Origin of the sequence: Plantactinospora sp. ZYX-F-223, from assembly GCF_039649625.1 — a bacterium.
Taxonomy (GTDB): domain Bacteria; phylum Actinomycetota; class Actinomycetes; order Mycobacteriales; family Micromonosporaceae; genus Plantactinospora.
In genome coordinates, this window is sequence record NZ_JBDJAV010000065.1 from 1 (window position 1) to 15,601 (window position 15,601).

The following is a 15,601-nucleotide window of genomic DNA, read 5'->3' on the forward strand; positions in this document are numbered from 1 at the left end:
TCAGCGATCGTCGCCGAGGAGCAAGCGGTTGTCGTTCTGATCCGCGGTAGATGCCCACCTTGATCTGGCTATGGCTCAGGGCTTCCAAGGCGTAGCGTGCCATGGCCCGAGGGGTTCCAACCGTGGGACGGCGGGCGAGCATCATGAGCACAACTCGAACCCGTGACAACCCGCGATGCCCTGGTACGGCCCCTCACTCGCCGACGCGTCGCACCTCCCGACCGCCAACTCGACCCGTGACACCGCCCCTCGACGCCCTCCTCGGACGCGGATGCCACCGCTAGCCAGGGTGCGAGAACCACAGCAAGCCCCGCAACCCCCGAACCTCAGCCACCTGCGGTACAGCGGGCGGCACCTGGTTGCAGGTCGCCGGAAAGGCGCTCGCTAACGAACCCCCGCAGCGAACCGGACACGAATTCGCAGCCCACTGCCCGACTTCGGCGCACGCCTCGTCGTACCGGGACATCCGAACGCGCCTTCGCTGTCCTACGAAGCGGGGGTGACACGCACCTGCGACAAGTCCTCAACTCGCTGACCTGTCCAAACGTCAACGACCCGACGGCTCAACTGCAGGACCTGCGACAATTCCTCGCCTGCCGAGCAAGGACCTGACCAGGGAGTTTAGCCGCGAGGGCCGTTATGTCCGAAAATGTGCCCCCGGCAGGACTCGAACCTGCGACAAGGCGGGCGATTCGCTGGCCATCACCGAAACGGTCAGGTTGAACTCGGTCAAGCCGGCCGCGGCCCGGCCGCGCGACTCCCTGGATGTAGATCCTGGTGTGCTGCGAAGCGCCTGCACGCAGCTCGGCTTCGACCCGGATGACGGCGAACGGGTCAGCGATCTTGCGGCGGTGGCGGTGACTCGGATGGCATGGCGAGATGGCCCGGTCGAGGATTGGCATTCGGTCCGGTTTCGGCGCATCAGCGATGGGGAGATGATGCGCGCCAGCGCGGCTGCCACTCGGCTGGTCCGCAGCGTCCTCCGCGATCAGCAGTCGTACCTGTACGCAGGCAGCGATCCGTTCAGAAGGGTCTTCCAGACGCTGGCGGATCCGGACCGAATGCTTCCGGACGGGCGGCGGCTGATCGATCTTGCACCGGACGCAGTGGAACTCACCAGACTCCGGACGCACGTCGAGCTGTGCTGTTCGGCGTGGGCCGACAGCGCGGCCGTCAGAGGTTTGGGTAAGATCCTCCTGCTTCTCGCCTGCCGTGGCGCGGTCTTCAACTGGCGCTGGTGGCTGTCGACTGGGTGGCCGCGGTTGGTCGAGACCTTCGTCCGTCGGATCGATGACCCTACGCTGTGGCGAAATCCCTGGGAGATTAACAATCGCCGCAGAATAGGAGATCCTCCCGACGGGCTGACCGGCACAAACCTGCGTCAGCTCCTCCTGGCTGGACCGGACCCGCTAACCGCAACCGCTGCTGCCTACTGCTTAAAGGCGGGTCTGTCCGCGCTACCTCCTCAGGACTGCGGTCTGCCACCGGTGCGACGACGCCTGCTACCGGCCGGCTACCTCGGCCTGGTGGAGGAACCTTCCGGCGATCCGACGCTGATCACGGGCTGACGTCGTGCAATCCCGAGTACCCAACAGCGCAATCCGGGCCTCTCCCACAGAATGGGGAGGGCCCGGAGTCATTAGCCGGCACCGCCCTGTCGGGTTTTCCCTGAGGCCATCCGTGGTGTCCGACGGGTAGTGTCGTGGCCTGGCCGGTGGGCAGGTTGCCGTCAATGGTGGCCAGGGTGGCGCCTGCGGGCGACAAGGTAAACATGTGCGGAGACTGTTCGTTCGGGCAGCAAACCTCTGCCGTGTCGGTCACGTCGTGGCCGCGTTGGGTAGCCCTGCGGGATGGGTTGGGTAGACCCTGCGAAGTTGTTGGGTAACCGACTGTGTAATCTGCCTGGCTGTTGGGTGGTTGTTGGGTGCCCAACTCCTTCTGACCGTGGCAGCGGCGCTGGTTCGCGGGCCTTTGGTGGTCGTGAAGACGAATTCGGTAGTGCCAGGCCGGCGCACACGCACCACGCCGTACCGCAAACTGGTCGCGCTGCAAAGCGCGGCGGCATTGATCACTCTGGCCAGACGGTCGGTGAGCATCGCCGGTGATATCGGCGACGACCAGGGCCGTCATGATCCTCCGATCAACTCGCCTGGTGGGCGGTTTGCTCCGATGGCTCCGCCCCGCTCCACGCACCAGCATCGGCGCCCGGTGCCGACGCCGCAGGGTACGTGGCCATGAACCGGGATCCCACCACGCTGGCGACGGGTCTGCCGCCAGCGTGGGCGACGTTCCTCACCGACTGGGACCGGTCACTGCGGTCGGGGAACTACCCGTCGACGACGCGCTACAACTACCTCCTCGCCGTTGCGCAACTGGGCCGGTACCTCGCCGACGACAGCCAACGGCAGGCGGGGGAGGCAGCAGGCACGCCGACGGCCGTGACTCGGCGGCACGTCGAGGACTTCCAAGCGTGGATGATCGCGACCCGGTCGCCGGCCACGGCGCTGAACAAGCACAAGGCCCTCCAGCAGTTCTTCAAGTGGCTCACGGTCGACGAGGAGGAAATGGACCAGTCACCCATGCTGCGGGTGCGGCAACCCAAGACACCGAAGCGACTCATCCCGATCATCCGGGACGAGGACACCAAGAAGCTGCTCGACACGTGCAAAGGCAAGGACTTCGTCCACGTCCGCGACGAGGCGATCATCCGGCTGCTGGCCAACACCGGAGCGCGGCTGTCCGAGGTGGCGAAGGTGGACACCGACGATGTCGACCTGTCGCTCGATACAGTGCGCTACCACGGCAAGGGTGCCAAGGACCGACGGGTTCGGCTCGGGCCAAAGACCGCTCGGGCGGTCAGCCGCTACCTGCGCGCCCGCGGCGGCCACAAGGGCTTCGGGCTACCCGACCTGTGGCTGGCGGTACGTGGCGCGCAGCCGCTGACCGCCAACGGCATCAAGCTCATGCTCAAACGGCGGGGTCTGCGCGCCGGGGTCGATGGCGTGCACGCCCACCGCTGGCGGCACACCTACGCACACGAATGGAAGCTGGCCGGAGGAGACACCGGTGATTTGATGCTGGTGCTCGGCTGGACGTCCGAGGACATGCCGCGTCACTACGGCGCTAGCGCTGCCGCCGAGCGGGCCCAGGAGGTGCAAGCCCGGATGGGAATCGGTGAGCGTGACTGACCGCGAGAAGGAGCCGCAGACAGGCGGGCGTGGAGGAGGGACGGGCTTCACCCCGCCGCAGCGCCGCCGCCGCGCCCGCATCGCCGCACATGCGTCCTGGGCCAACACCAGCGACCGTACGGCTCGCACGTCCTCCGGCACCAAGGCGTTCCTCGAGCGGTTTGAGCGCCAGGTCGACCCGACCGCAGGCTGCCCGACGAAGTCCGCGCCGCCATGGCCAAACACGCACGCACGGCGTACATGCTGCAACTGGCTGAACGCTCGGCGGCGGCACGCCGCCGCCGGGCCCGATCGCAGGACCCTTGATTGCGCGGAGGTCGTGTCACTGCCGAAATTAGACGCATGGGCTATGAACTGGGGCTTCGCCTGGCTGCGACACGATCGGTTCGTGATGTTGTTGCCGTATCTGATCATGGTTCGAATGTTCGGCTGGCTCGCGCTCCTCGCGCGGAGCGACGCCGTCAACACGGCGGAGTTGCTGGTGCTACGGCGTGAAGTCGCCGTGTTACGGCCACCAGATCGGTGGGGCGAGGCCGTCCTGGCCGGATCGGATCGTGCTGTCCGCGCTGACGCGGTTGCTGCCCGCGCGCACTGCGTGTGCACCGGATTGTCACCCCGACCACGCTGCTGGCCCGGCACCGCCGTCTGGTGGAGCGGCACTGGACGTATCCGAGCCGGCCGGGCCGGCCGCCGGCCCGGACCAGACTCAGCCCGGCCACCGCCCGACGGGCAGCCCACCACCATCTCCTCACCGGTACCCGGGGATTCGAGCCTGCTACCCGGCCCCGGCTACTCCCCCGCCCCCCGGCTGGGACGGGGGGGAGGGCCCCCGCGTAGTCGGCTGCCGGCTCCGGCCGGAAGATTGGCCGGAGCGGGGGCGGAATGCGGGCTACCGCACCCGCTCATCGGGCCCGTCATCGACGCCAGCCAGGTGCGGCAGCCCCGACCTCTAGACGCGTTCGCCGATTCCCAGTCGGGCTTGGGTTTCCTGTGCCCGTTCGGCGGCGGCGCTAGCGCCGTAGTGACGGGGCATGTCCTCCGATGTCCAGCCCAGCAAGAGCATCAGATCTCCTGTGTCTCCCCCGGCGCGCTTCCACTCGTGGGCGAAGTTGTGTCGCCACCGGTGGGCGTGCACGTCCGGTACTCCGGCCGCCTTGCCCAGCCGCTTGAGCAGGATCTTGATCCCGTTCGGAGTCAAGGGTGCGGCGCCACGGCTGGCCAGCCACAAATTCGGCAATGCGGCGCCCTTGTGCTTGTCCCGGGCCCGCAGGTACCGGCTCAGCGCCCGGGCGGTCTTGGGACCGAACCGGACCCGCCGGTCCTTGGCGCCCTTGCCGTGAAAGTGCACCGACTCGGTGTTCAGGTCCACGTCCGTGACGAGGAGGTTGCCGACCTCGGACAGGCGGGCACCGGTGTTGCAGTACAACCGGATCAACGCCTCGTCGCGAAGGTTGGCGAACCCCTTTCCCTTGCACGCGTCGAGGAGCTTGCCGGTGTCCGCGTCACGCATGACCGGGATCAGCTTCCGCGGTGTCTTCGGCTGCCGGACCCGTTCCATCGGCGAGCGGTCGATGGCCTGCTCGTCGACGAGCAGCCACTTCAAGAACTGCTGCAGTCCCTTGTGCTTGTTCAGCGCGGTCGACGCGGACCTGGTCTCGATCATCCAGCCCTGGAACGCCTCCACATGGGCCCGTGTCACCGCGCACGGATCATCGGCCGCGTCCTCGGCGTCCGGATCCGGGGAGTACTCCCCGAGATAGCGGCCGAGTTGGGCTGCGGCGAGTAGATAGTTGTAGCGGGTGGTCTGTGGGTAGTTCCCGGCGCGCAGTGACCGGTCCCAGTCTCGTAGGAACCCGGCCCAGCCCCGCGACATGCCGGCGGTGAGCTTGTGAAGATCCAGTAGTGGCATGGCAACCTGCCCGAGTCAAGGAGTCCAACAGCGGCGTGCTAGACCGGGCATTCATGCCGAGCTATAAAAAGAGGGCTCCCGCAAGTCTCTGACCTGCGGAAACCCTCTCGCTGTCGGGACGGCCGGATTCGAACCGACGACCCCTTGACCCCCAGTCAAGTGCGCTACCAAACTGCGCCACGTCCCGCTCCCGCCCGGCGTACCGTGCGACAGCCGGTACAGCGTAGCGCAGCACCCTTTCGTACGCGCAACGGCCTACCGCCCTCCGGCGCCCGAACCCGTCCCGTTACGCCCCCACCACAACCCCTAGCGCATCCTAGGAAGATAGGTCATTACCAGGAGCCACAGAGCGGGATCGTCGCGGCCGGTCCCCGGCGAAGCGGGCACAACGAGGACGGGCCCCGCGAGACAACAGCGAACCTGCGGCGAGGCTCAGCCGTGCGGCTTGCCGCGCCCGCCGGCACCGATTTTCTTGCGGGGGCGTACCGACACCTCCACCGGGCTGCCCTCGAAGCCGAACTCCTCGCGGAGCTTGCGTTCGACGAACCGCTGGTAGCCGGCGTCGAGCGGGCCGGTGGTGAAGAGCACGAACCGCGGAGGGCAGGTACCGGCCTGGGTGGCGAAGAGCACCCGCGGCGCCCGGCCGCCCCGCACCGGGTGCGGCGTCGCCTGCACCAGCGCGGTCAGCCACTGGTTGAGCTGCCCGGTCGGGATCCGGGTCTCCCAGCTGGCCAGCGCGGTACGCAACGCCGGGGCGAGCTTGTCCACCGCCCGCCCGGTCTTGGCCGAGACGTTGATCCGGATCGCCCAGGGAATTCGACGCAGCTCGCGCTCGATCTCCTTGTCCAGGTAGTAGCGGCGATCCGCGTCGACCAGGTCCCACTTGTTGAAGGCGATCACCAGGGCCCGGCCGGTCTCGGTGACCGTGGTGAGGATCCGCTGATCCTGCTCGCTGATCGGCTCGCTGGCGTCGAGCAGCACCACCGCCACCTCGGCCGCCTCGATCGCCGCAGCGGTACGCAGGCTCGCGTAGTACTCCGTACCGCTGGCCTTGCCGACCCGCTTACGCAGCCCGGCGGTGTCCACCAGTTGCCAGACCTCGCCGCCGATCTCGACCAGGCTGTCCACCGGGTCGACGGTGGTGCCGGCGACCGAGTCGACCACCGCCCGCTCCTCCTTGGCGAGCCGGTTGAGCAGGCTGGACTTGCCGACGTTGGGGCGGCCGACCAGGGCCACCCGGCGGGGCCCGCGCGGGCCCGCCTCGGTGACCGGCGGCGCGTCGGGCAGCGCCTCAAGGATCGCGTCGAGCAGGTCGCCGGAGCCCCGGCCGTGCAGCGCGGAGACCGGCCGTGGCTCGCCCAGTCCGAGCGACCACAGCGAGGTCGCCTCGATCTCCACGGCCGTGTTGTCGGCCTTGTTGGCGACCAGTAGCACGGGCTTGGCACTGCGCCGGAGCATGCGTACGGCGGCCTCGTCGACGTCGGTGGCCCCGACCGTCGCGTCGACCACGAACAGCACGACGTCGGCCGTGGCGACGGCGTTCTCGGCCTGCCCGGCGATGGCGGCGGCCCGGTCCCTCGCGTCCGGCTCCCAACCGCCGGTGTCGACCACCGTGAACTGCCGCCCCGACCACTGCGCGTCGTACGGGACCCGGTCCCGGGTCACCCCCGGGGTGTCCTCCACCACCGCCTGCCGGCGGCCGATGATCCGGTTCACCAGCGTCGACTTGCCGACGTTGGGTCGCCCGACCACCGCCACCACCGGCACCGGACCGGTCGGCTCGGCCTCGTCGACGACGTCCGGCTCCCGCAGCTCGACCCAACCGTCCCCCGCGTTCACGCCGCCTCCTCTACTGCATCACCGGGGAAGATCCCGATGGCATCGCCCCACCGGGTACTACCCCGGTCGTCCACTACCGCACCGATCCCGCCGATCCATCGGCTCACTGGCCCGGCCGCCGCTCGGTGAGCAGGTCACGCAGCCGCGCGACCACCTCGTCGACGCCCAGTGCGGTGGTGTCCAGCACCACCGCGTCCGGGGCCTGCCGCAGCGGGTCCGCGGCCCGGGTGGAGTCGAGGCGGTCCCGCCGGGCCAGGTCGGCGGCGGTGGCGGTGAGGTCGGCGGCGTTCTCCACGCTGCGCCGCAGCGCCCGCGCCTCGGCCGAGGCGGTGAGGTAGACCTTGAGATCGGCGCCGGGCGCCACCACAGAGCCGATGTCCCGGCCCTCGACCACGATCCGGCCGGCCGCCTCGATCATTTCACGCTGCTGCGCGACGAGCAGTTCCCGTACCGCGGGCACGGCCGACACCGCGGAGACTGCGGCGGTCACCTCCGGGCCCCGGATCTCCCGGTCGACGGCAATGCCGTCGGCGGTCACGCTCGGCGCCTCCGGGTCCACCCCGATCTTCAGGTCGGTCTCCCCCGCCACCTTGGCGACCGCCTCGGCGTCCTGCGGGTCGACCCCGGAGCGCAGCACCGCCCAGGTGACGGCCCGATACATCGCCCCGGTGTCGAGGTAGCGCGCGCCGAGCGCGCCGGCCAGCCGGCGGGAGACGGTGGACTTCCCCGAACCGGACGGGCCGTCCACGGCAACCACACATCGCCCGGTCCGTACCTTTTCCGCCACCGTTCCTCCTCCACCGATCCCCTGGGCGATACGCCCGGCACTGCCGAGTTCCGCGGGCAGCCGGCCGTGGCGGCGCCGCGTGTCGCTGTCCATCATGCCCCGTCCGCCGGACCGGCCCGCGCCCGACATCGGAGGCGGCGGCCCAGCGCACGGTCACCTCCGGCAGGCCGGCCGGCAACCGCCCCGGACCCCCGTCGCCGGCGGCGGCCGGGCAACCGCGTCCGGCCGAGGTCAGGCCCGGCCGCAGTCAGGCCCGGCTGCGGTCAGGCCCGGCCGAGGTCAGTCACCGACTGCCTTGAAGAGCGCGGCGACCTCGGCGTTGGTCAACCGGCGGGTACGCCCGGGCCGCAGATCCCCGAGCCGGATCGGACCGATGGCCGTACGCACCAGCCGGGACACCGGGTGTCCGACCTCCTCGAGCAGCCGCCGGACGATGTGCTTGCGCCCTTCGTGCAGGGTCAGCTCCACCTGGGCGGTACGTCCCAACGTGTCCACCAAGCGGAACTCGTCCACCCGGGCCACCCCGTCGGACAGCTCGACCCCGGCCTTCAACCGCCGGCCGGCACTGCGGGACAGCGGCCCCGCCACCTCGCACAGATAGGTCTTCGGCACCCCGTACGACGGGTGCATCAGCCGGTGCGCCAGCGTGCCGTCGTTGGTCAGCAGCAGCAGTCCCTCGCTGTCGGCGTCGAGTCGACCGACGTGGTAGACCCGTTCCTCCACTCGGCCGAGGAAGTCTGCCAGCGCGGTGCGGCCCTTCTCGTCCGCCATCGTCGACACCACGCCGCGCGGCTTGTTCATGGCCAGGTAGACCAGCCGGGTATCGGTGACGAGCCGCTCACCGTCGACGTAGATGACGGCGGTGGCGGGGTCGACCTTGTCGCCGAGCTGCGCGACCCGCCCGTCGACGGTGACCCGGCGCCGGAAGATCAGGTCCTCGCAGGCACGCCGGGAGCCGACGCCGGCCGCGGCGAGCACCTTCTGCAGGCGCTCCACGCCGGGAGCGTCGGAATTGTCATCGCGGGGCATCGGCTATCTCTTCCACGTCGTCGGGCAGGAACGGGGCCAGTGGGGGCAACTGGGCTACGGTGTCCAGCCCGAGTTTCTCCAGGAACAGCGTCGTGGTCCGGTACAGGAACGCTCCGCTCTCCGGCTCGGTGCCGCACTCCTCCACCAGACCGCGAGTGACCAGGGTACGGATCACCCCGTCGCAGTTGACACCCCGGATGGCCGAGATCCGCGACCGGGTCACCGGCTGCTTGTAGGCGACCACGGCGAGGGTCTCCAGCGCCGCCTGGGTCAGCCGGACGGACTGCCCGTCCAGCACGAACCGCTCGACGTAGGTCGCGTATTCCGGCCGGGTGTAGAGCCGCCAGCCACCCGCGGCCCGGCGCAGCTCGAAGCCGTGCCCGGCCGCCGTGTAGCCGGCGGACAACCTCTCCAGCATGGCCGAGATCCGCTCGGTCGGCTGCTCCAGCACCTGCGCCAGCAGGATCTCCGTGACCGGCTCGTCCACCACCAGCAGGATGGCCTCCAGGGCGCCGCGCAGCTCGTCATCGTCGATCAGCGCCAGCGCCGTGGCCCGCCGGCCAGCCCCGCCCGGCACCGGCGCCGCCGCCGGCTCGCCGGCCGCGTCCGGATTGGCATCCTCGGGTACCCCCACCGCCTCGTCCGGCCCGGCACCGCGTTCCTCGACCCCGGGCGTCCGCCCGGCCTGCTCCGCAACCGCAACGTCTTCGTCGGCGGGGTGCGTGACGGCGGTCGGCTCGGCGGCGGGGTACGGCACGGCGTCCCCTCCGGTGGTCGGTGGTTCGCCCGCGTCCCACTGGTCCACCGGCGGCTCTCCGGCGACCGCCCGACCGGCCGGGTCGACGTGATCCGACAGCGGTGTACCCAACTGCTCGGCCGATGCCCCGGCCGTCTCCCGGACAACCGGCGACGCGGCCGGCTCCTCGCCGACCTCCCGGGCCGGGACCTGCTGACGCTGCGCAACCGAGCCTGAGCCCTCGACCGGCATGTCCTGCTCTGCCACCGGCGCACCCGGCGCCTCGCCCTCCGAGCCCGGGCCTTCGCCCAGGGAGCCGGCGGCCTCGATCCGGGAGCCGGCGGCCTCGACCGAGCGGTCCTGCGACTCGCTGAAGGAATCCTCAGCCGCACCCTCAGCCGGAGAATCGGGGGTCTCGGCCGGGGGCTGCGGCGACGCGGGCCCGGCCGGCCGTTCCCACGGTGGCACCCAGGCCGCCGCCTGCTCGGCCAGCGAGTCAGGCCGTTTTTCGCTGGTCACCGCGTTTCCTCCTGCGTCTTGTCCCCGGCCGCCATCCCGTCCGGCTCGGTCCGGTCCGGTCCGGTGCCACTCTCCGCCGGTACCGCCGGTTCGTCCCCGCCGGCCGGACGCTCCGGTGGTGCCGGCGCGCCCGCGTACTCGTCGATGTCGAGTTCGGCGCCGCCGTCCTCGGGACCGGTCCACCGTACGGTCAGCTCGCCGAGCGCCTCCACCTGGGCGAACCCGACCAGCCCCTCCCGGTACAGCTCCAGCAGGGCCAGGAACCGGGCGACCACCTCAAGGGTGGATTCGCAATCCGCGCAGAGTACCCGGAAGGTAGCTACACCGGCCCGGCGGAGCCGGTCGCGCAGCAGCGCGGCGTGTTCCCGGACACTCACCCGGACCATGTGCACGTGGTCGATGGAGACCACCGGCGCCTTCTTCGGGGTCATCGCCTTGACCGCCAGCGCGGCGAGCCGGTCTACCCCGATCCCGAGCACCAGGTCCGGCAGCGCCTCGGCGTACCGCGGTTCCAGGGCGACGGCCCGGGGGTAGCGGCGGGAGCCGACCGCCTCCAGCTCGGCGATGTGCCCGGATGCCTCCTTGAACGCCTTGTACTGCAACAGCCGGGCGAAGAGCAGGTCCCGGGCCTCCAGCAGGGCCAGGTCCTCCTCGTCCTCCACCTGGGCGGCCGGCAGCAGCCGGGCGGCCTTGAGGTCGAGCAGGGTCGCGGCGACGACGAGGAACTCGCTCGCCTCGTCCAGGTCCCAGTCGTCCCCCATCGCCCGGATGTACGCGATGAACTCGTCGGTGACCCGGTGCAGCGCGACCTCGGTCACATCGAGCTTGTGCTTGCCGATGAGCTGGAGCAGCAGGTCGAAGGGACCGGTGAAGTTCGCCAGCCGTACGGTGAAGCCCCCCACCGCCTCGGCCTCGGCGTGCGCCGGCTCGGCGGTCGGGTCTGCCGGGACCGCGTCCTGACCGGTGGCCGCGAGCGCGTCCCGGTCGGCGGCGACCGGGGACCCGTCGGTACCGACCGTCACGGCCGCCAGCGGGTCGGACGGGGGCAACGGTGGATCCGACGCGGGCGGCCGCGGGTCCGGCGCGGCCGGGGAGGTGGGCGGGGAACTCACCCGACGACCGTAGTCCACCGGTTCCGGACCGTCAGCCATCAGCGTCGCTCCGGTACCGTCACTCACCCGATGATCCTCGACACGGCGGGCACCGACCCGGGCCCGGACAGACGAAACGCGAGACTGCCGGCCGAGGTCGGCCGGAACCACCCACCTGGCTACCGCTCCGCCTGCGCGGCGATCACCTCTCGGGCGAGCTGGCGGTAGTTGCGGGCTCCGGAGGAGGCCGGATCCAGCGTGGTGATCGGCGCACCCGCGACCGTGGACTCGGGGAACTTGACCGTCTTGGTGATCACGGTCTGGTAGACCTTGTCGCCGAACGCCTCCACCACCCGCTGGAGCACCTGACGACAGTGCGTGGTGCGGCTGTCGTACATGGTGGCGAGGATGCCCTCCAACTCCAGGTCGAAGTTGAGCCGCTCGCGAACCTTGTCGATGGTGTCCAGCAGCAGGGCCACGCCACGGAGGCTGAAGAACTCGCACTCCAGCGGGATGAGCACGCCGTCGGCCACGGTGAGGGCGTTGATGGCGAGCAGGCCCAGCGAGGGCTGGCAGTCGATCAGGACGTAGTCGTATTCCTTACGGATCGACTTCAGCACCCGGGCCAGTGCCATCTCCCGGGCGACCTCGTTGACGAGCTGGATCTCGGCGGCCGAGAGGTCGATGTTGGCCGGCAGCAGGTGCAGCCCGGCGACATCCGTCTTGATCAGCACGTCCTCGGCGGTGACGTCGTCCTGCATCAGCAGGTTGTAGACCGACAGGTCGAGGTTGTGCGGGTTGACGCCCAGGCCGACCGAGAGCGCCCCCTGCGGGTCGAAGTCGACCAGCAGCACGCGGCGGCCGTATTCGGCCAGTGCCGCGCCGAGGTTGATGGTCGTGGTGGTCTTGCCCACCCCGCCCTTCTGGTTGGCCATCGCGATGATCCGGGCCGGCCCGTGCTGGTCGGTCGGCATCGGCTCGGGGATCGGCTTGCGGATCGTGTACGCGGCCGGGTCGGCCGGCCCCAACTCGGCACCGAGATCCAGGGCGGACTGCTGCTCGCGCAGGCTTGAGGTCCACGCCTCGGCACGGTCAGCGTTTCCAGCCATGTCCTCGTACGCCCCCTCCCGACGACTGCCCGGCGTCGGAGCCGAACGGTGTCCTGTGCGGCGCCGCCGCGAACCTCGATTGCCGCCTCACGAGGCCGCGCCAGATCCCGACTCTACGCCACGTCGCAGCACCGTAGTGGGCACCGTCTCGGCGTGTCGAACCGGCCGCCGACCGCCACGACCTGACCGGGATCGCACCCGCCGCCCGACAGTACCCCGCCGGCGGGGCGGCCGGGATCGCCCGGGTCAGCCGCGTGCCCGGGGATGCGCGGTGGCGTACACCTCGCGGAGCCGGTCCACGGTGACCAACGTGTACACCTGGGTGGTGGTCACCGAGGCGTGCCCGAGCAGCTCCTGCACCACCCGTACGTCGGCGCCGCCGTCGAGCAGGTGGGTGGCGTACGAGTGCCGCAGCGTGTGCGGGGAGACCGCGCGCGGCCCGTCCACCGGCAGTCCGGCCCGGGCGGCGGCGCGGCGCAGGATGGTCCAGGCGCTCTGCCGCGACAGCGGGCCACCCCGGGCGTTGAGGAAGACCGTCGGCACGCCCCGTCCGGCGGCGGCCAGGGTCGGCCGGGCCCGGACCAGGTAGGCCCGCACCGCCTCGGCGGCGTATCCGCCGACCGGTACCAGCCGACTCCGGCCGCCCTTGCCGTGCAGCAGCACCGAGCCGTCGGTCAGGTCGAGGTCGTCGATCGCCGCGCCGACCGCCTCGGAGATCCGCGCGCCGGTGCCGTACAGGAATTCCAGCAGGGCCCGGTCCCGCAGCGACAACGCGGCCCGGGGCCCGGTCGCGTCGACCGATCCGGCCGTCTCCAGCAACGTGACCACCTCGGTGACGTCCAGCGCCCGGGGCAGCCGCCGGGGCGGGACCGGCGGGCGTACGTCCCGGCTCGCGTCGTGGCCGACCAGGCCCTCCCGGACCGCGAACCGGTGCAGGCCGCGGACCGCGCTGGCGGCCCGGGCCGCGGACGCCGCCGCCAGCGGCGGGTGGCCGTCCGCCCCGGCCCGCAGCCGGGCCACGTGCGCGGCGATCTCGGCCGGCCCGACCGCCGCCAGGTCCTCGACGCCGCCGGCGGCCAGCGTCGCCAGATACCGTTCCAGATCCCGGCGGTACGAGCTGAGCGTGTTCGCCGACAGCCCGCGCTCGACGGTGAGGTGGTCGAGGTAGCCGCGCACGGCACGGCGCAGTGCCGGCGACGGTTCGGGCCCGTCACCGGCCGGCTGCGGCGGCGCGGTCAGGCCGGCCCCCGGCCGCCCCGCGCGGCGGCGCCCACCCCCGGCGCCGCGGCGCCACCGGGCCACAACGCCGCGGCGCCACCGGGCCACAACGCCGCAGCGCCACCGGGCCACAGCGCCGGTCCCGGGCGGCTCATCCGAGGACGTCCGCCAGCGGCAGGGTGGCCATTCCGTGCGCGTCGGCGACCGGGCCGTAGGTGACCTGGCCGGCGTGGGTGTTCAGCCCGAGCGCGAGCGCCGGGTCGCGGCGCAGCGCCTCCCGCCAGCCGTGGTTGGCCAGTTCGAGGGCGTACGGCAGGGTGACGTTGGTCAGCGCGTACGTGCTGGTGTGCGGCACCGCACCGGGCATGTTCGCCACGCAGTAGAACAGCGAGTTGTGCACCGGGTAGACCGGGTCGTCGTGGGTGGTCGGCCGGGAGTCCTCGAAGCAACCGCCCTGGTCGATCGAGATGTCCACCAGCACGCTGCCCGACTTCATCCGGGAGACCAGTTCGTTGCTGATCAGCGTCGGCGCCTTGGCACCCGGCACCAGCACCGCGCCGATCACCAGGTCGGCGTCGAGCACGGCCCGCTCGATCTCGTAGGTGTTCGACGCCACCGTCTGCAGGTGGCCCCGGTAGATGGCGTCGGCCTGGCGGAGCTGGCCGACCGCCCGGTCCAGCAGCAGCACCTCGGCCTGCAGGCCGAGCGCGATCGCGGCGGCGTTCCGGCCGGAGACCCCGGCCCCGATCACCACGGTCTTGGCGGCGTACACCCCGGAGACGCCGCCCATCAGCACGCCGCGCCCGCCGCCGGAGCGCATCAGGTGGTACGCACCCACCTGCGGGGCGAGCCGGCCGGCGACCTCGGACATCGGGGCGAGCAGCGGCAGCGACCGGTCGGGCAGCTCGACGGTCTCGTACGCGATCCCGACCACCTTCCGGTCGAGCAGCGCGTCGGTGCACGCCTTCGAGGCGGCCAGGTGCAGGTAGGTGAAGAGCACCTGCCCCTCGCGCATCCGGTGGTACTCCTCGGCGACCGGCTCCTTGACCTTCAGCACCAGTTCGGCGACGCCCCACACCTCGTCGGCGTCGCCCAGGATCGTGGCCCCGGCGGCGGCGAACTCGGCGTCGGTGATGGACGACCCGGCTCCGGCGCCGGTCTCCACGTACACCTGGTGGCCGGCACGGACGAACTCGTGCACCCCGGCCGGGGTGATGGCCACCCGGTACTCGCGGTTCTTGACCTCGCGCGGAATTCCGACCTTCACGATTCCGACACCTCTCTCCGGGGGCTACCGGCCCCGGCCGCGCGACGCGCGGTGGCTCCGTTGCCACCGCGTCCACCGTCCCGCCCGCGGAAGTCTAGGACCGGGGCGGCGCTCCGGCAGCCAGCATTGTGACAGCGGGTAACCGGCAACCTTGACGGTATGTCAGCCACGCTGATCCGGCGAACCGGCCGGGCCATTTGGGCGGTGGCGGTGGCGGTGGTCAGGGCAGCGGCGAGTCGGCGGGGCGGAGTCCGGCCCAGCCCCGGTCCCGGGAGCGGGCCGCCGCCAGCACCCCGGCGACACAGGCCACGTTGGTGATCTCACCCGCCAGGACCATCGAGACCGCCTCGTCCAGGTCGACCCGGATCACCTCCAGCCCGGCCTCCTCGTCGCGCCGCTCGTGCCGCTGCTCGGGCGGCACCTCGGAGAGTTCCCGGGCCAGGAAGATCCGGATCAGCTCGTCCGAGTACCCCGGCGAGGAGTGCACGTCCACCAGCAGATCGAGCCGGCCGGCGACGAGATCCGCCTCCTCGGCCAGCTCCCGCAGCGCACCCGCCGGCAGCGCCTCACCCGCGACGTCGGTCAGCCCGGCGGGCAGTTCCCAGATCACCCGGCGCAGCGGGTGGCGGTACTGCCGGATCAGCACCGCCCGCCCCCGCTCGTCCAGGGCGAGCACCCCGACCGCCCCGACGTGCCGTACGTAGTCCCGGGGCACCACCCGGCCGCCCGGCATCGCCACCTGGTCGGTGACCACCGAGAAGACCTTGCCCCGGAACTGTTCCCGTCGCTCGCGCACCTCGTAGCCGTGCCCGTCGGCCCGACCGTTCACGCCCGCACCGCCGCCCCTCGACCCTGCACGCCAGCACCGCACTCCGACGCGTTCACGCCGGCACCACCACACCTCGACGG

At 71.4% G+C, this 15,601-nt stretch carries 12 protein-coding genes and 1 tRNA gene; 2 read left to right on the plus strand and 11 right to left on the minus strand.

Annotation, left to right across the window (positions count from 1 at the left end; genetic code table 11):
• Window positions 1-719 precede the first annotated feature (719 nt).
• Both AAH979_RS38310 and AAH979_RS38315 read left to right on the plus strand, forming a co-directional pair.
• Entirely contained in the window at window positions 720-1,568 is an 849-nt protein-coding gene (locus AAH979_RS38310) for a hypothetical protein (RefSeq protein ID WP_346263015.1), read from the plus strand.
• 666 nt (window positions 1,569-2,234) lie between these two features.
• Window positions 2,235-3,188, plus strand: a complete 954-nt coding sequence (locus AAH979_RS38315) for a tyrosine-type recombinase/integrase (RefSeq protein ID WP_346263016.1) — start codon at window positions 2,235-2,237, stop codon at window positions 3,186-3,188.
• 949 nt (window positions 3,189-4,137) lie between these two features.
• Here the strand turns inward: AAH979_RS38315 and AAH979_RS38320 are convergent.
• From AAH979_RS38320 to AAH979_RS38370, 11 genes are all read right to left on the minus strand, one after another.
• Window positions 4,138-5,097, minus strand: coding sequence for a tyrosine-type recombinase/integrase (locus AAH979_RS38320; protein ID WP_346263017.1), 960 nt, complete (start codon window positions 5,095-5,097; stop codon window positions 4,138-4,140).
• 113 nt (window positions 5,098-5,210) lie between these two features.
• A tRNA-Pro gene (locus AAH979_RS38325) sits at window positions 5,211-5,284 on the minus strand.
• A 245-nt stretch (window positions 5,285-5,529) separates the two neighbouring features.
• On the minus strand, window positions 5,530-6,909 hold the full coding sequence (der, locus tag AAH979_RS38330; RefSeq protein ID WP_346263031.1) for a ribosome biogenesis GTPase Der: 1,380 nt from the start codon (window positions 6,907-6,909) through the stop codon (window positions 5,530-5,532).
• 130 nt (window positions 6,910-7,039) lie between these two features.
• Window positions 7,040-7,723: a (d)CMP kinase gene (cmk, locus tag AAH979_RS38335; RefSeq protein ID WP_346263018.1), complete on the minus strand. Its 684-nt coding sequence runs from the start codon at window positions 7,721-7,723 to the stop codon at window positions 7,040-7,042.
• A 279-nt stretch (window positions 7,724-8,002) separates the two neighbouring features.
• Window positions 8,003-8,752 carry a pseudouridine synthase gene (locus tag AAH979_RS38340; protein ID WP_346263019.1) on the minus strand — a complete coding sequence of 250 codons (750 nt, stop codon included), beginning with the start codon at window positions 8,750-8,752 and terminating at the stop codon, window positions 8,003-8,005.
• Window positions 8,739-9,620 (minus strand): SMC-Scp complex subunit ScpB, encoded by an 882-nt coding sequence (gene scpB / locus AAH979_RS38345; protein WP_346263032.1) that lies wholly within the window; start codon window positions 9,618-9,620, stop codon window positions 8,739-8,741. Before scpB ends, AAH979_RS38340 begins: the two co-directional genes overlap by 14 nt.
• A 383-nt stretch (window positions 9,621-10,003) precedes the next feature.
• Window positions 10,004-11,038: a ScpA family protein gene (locus AAH979_RS38350; RefSeq protein ID WP_346263033.1), complete on the minus strand. Its 1,035-nt coding sequence runs from the start codon at window positions 11,036-11,038 to the stop codon at window positions 10,004-10,006.
• A gap of 239 nt (window positions 11,039-11,277) precedes the next feature.
• Window positions 11,278-12,207, minus strand: a complete 930-nt coding sequence (locus AAH979_RS38355; protein WP_278062609.1) for an AAA family ATPase — start codon at window positions 12,205-12,207, stop codon at window positions 11,278-11,280.
• Between the two features lie 246 nt (window positions 12,208-12,453).
• The gene (locus tag AAH979_RS38360; protein WP_346263034.1) at window positions 12,454-13,446 is read right to left on the minus strand and encodes a site-specific tyrosine recombinase XerD; all 993 of its coding nucleotides are present in this window, start codon (window positions 13,444-13,446) and stop codon (window positions 12,454-12,456) included.
• 130 nt (window positions 13,447-13,576) lie between these two features.
• Entirely contained in the window at window positions 13,577-14,692 is a 1,116-nt protein-coding gene (ald, locus tag AAH979_RS38365; protein ID WP_346263020.1) for an alanine dehydrogenase, read from the minus strand.
• 220 nt (window positions 14,693-14,912) lie between these two features.
• Entirely contained in the window at window positions 14,913-15,521 is a 609-nt protein-coding gene (locus AAH979_RS38370) for an NUDIX hydrolase (protein ID WP_346263021.1), read from the minus strand.
• Between the last annotated feature and the right edge of the window lie 80 nt (window positions 15,522-15,601).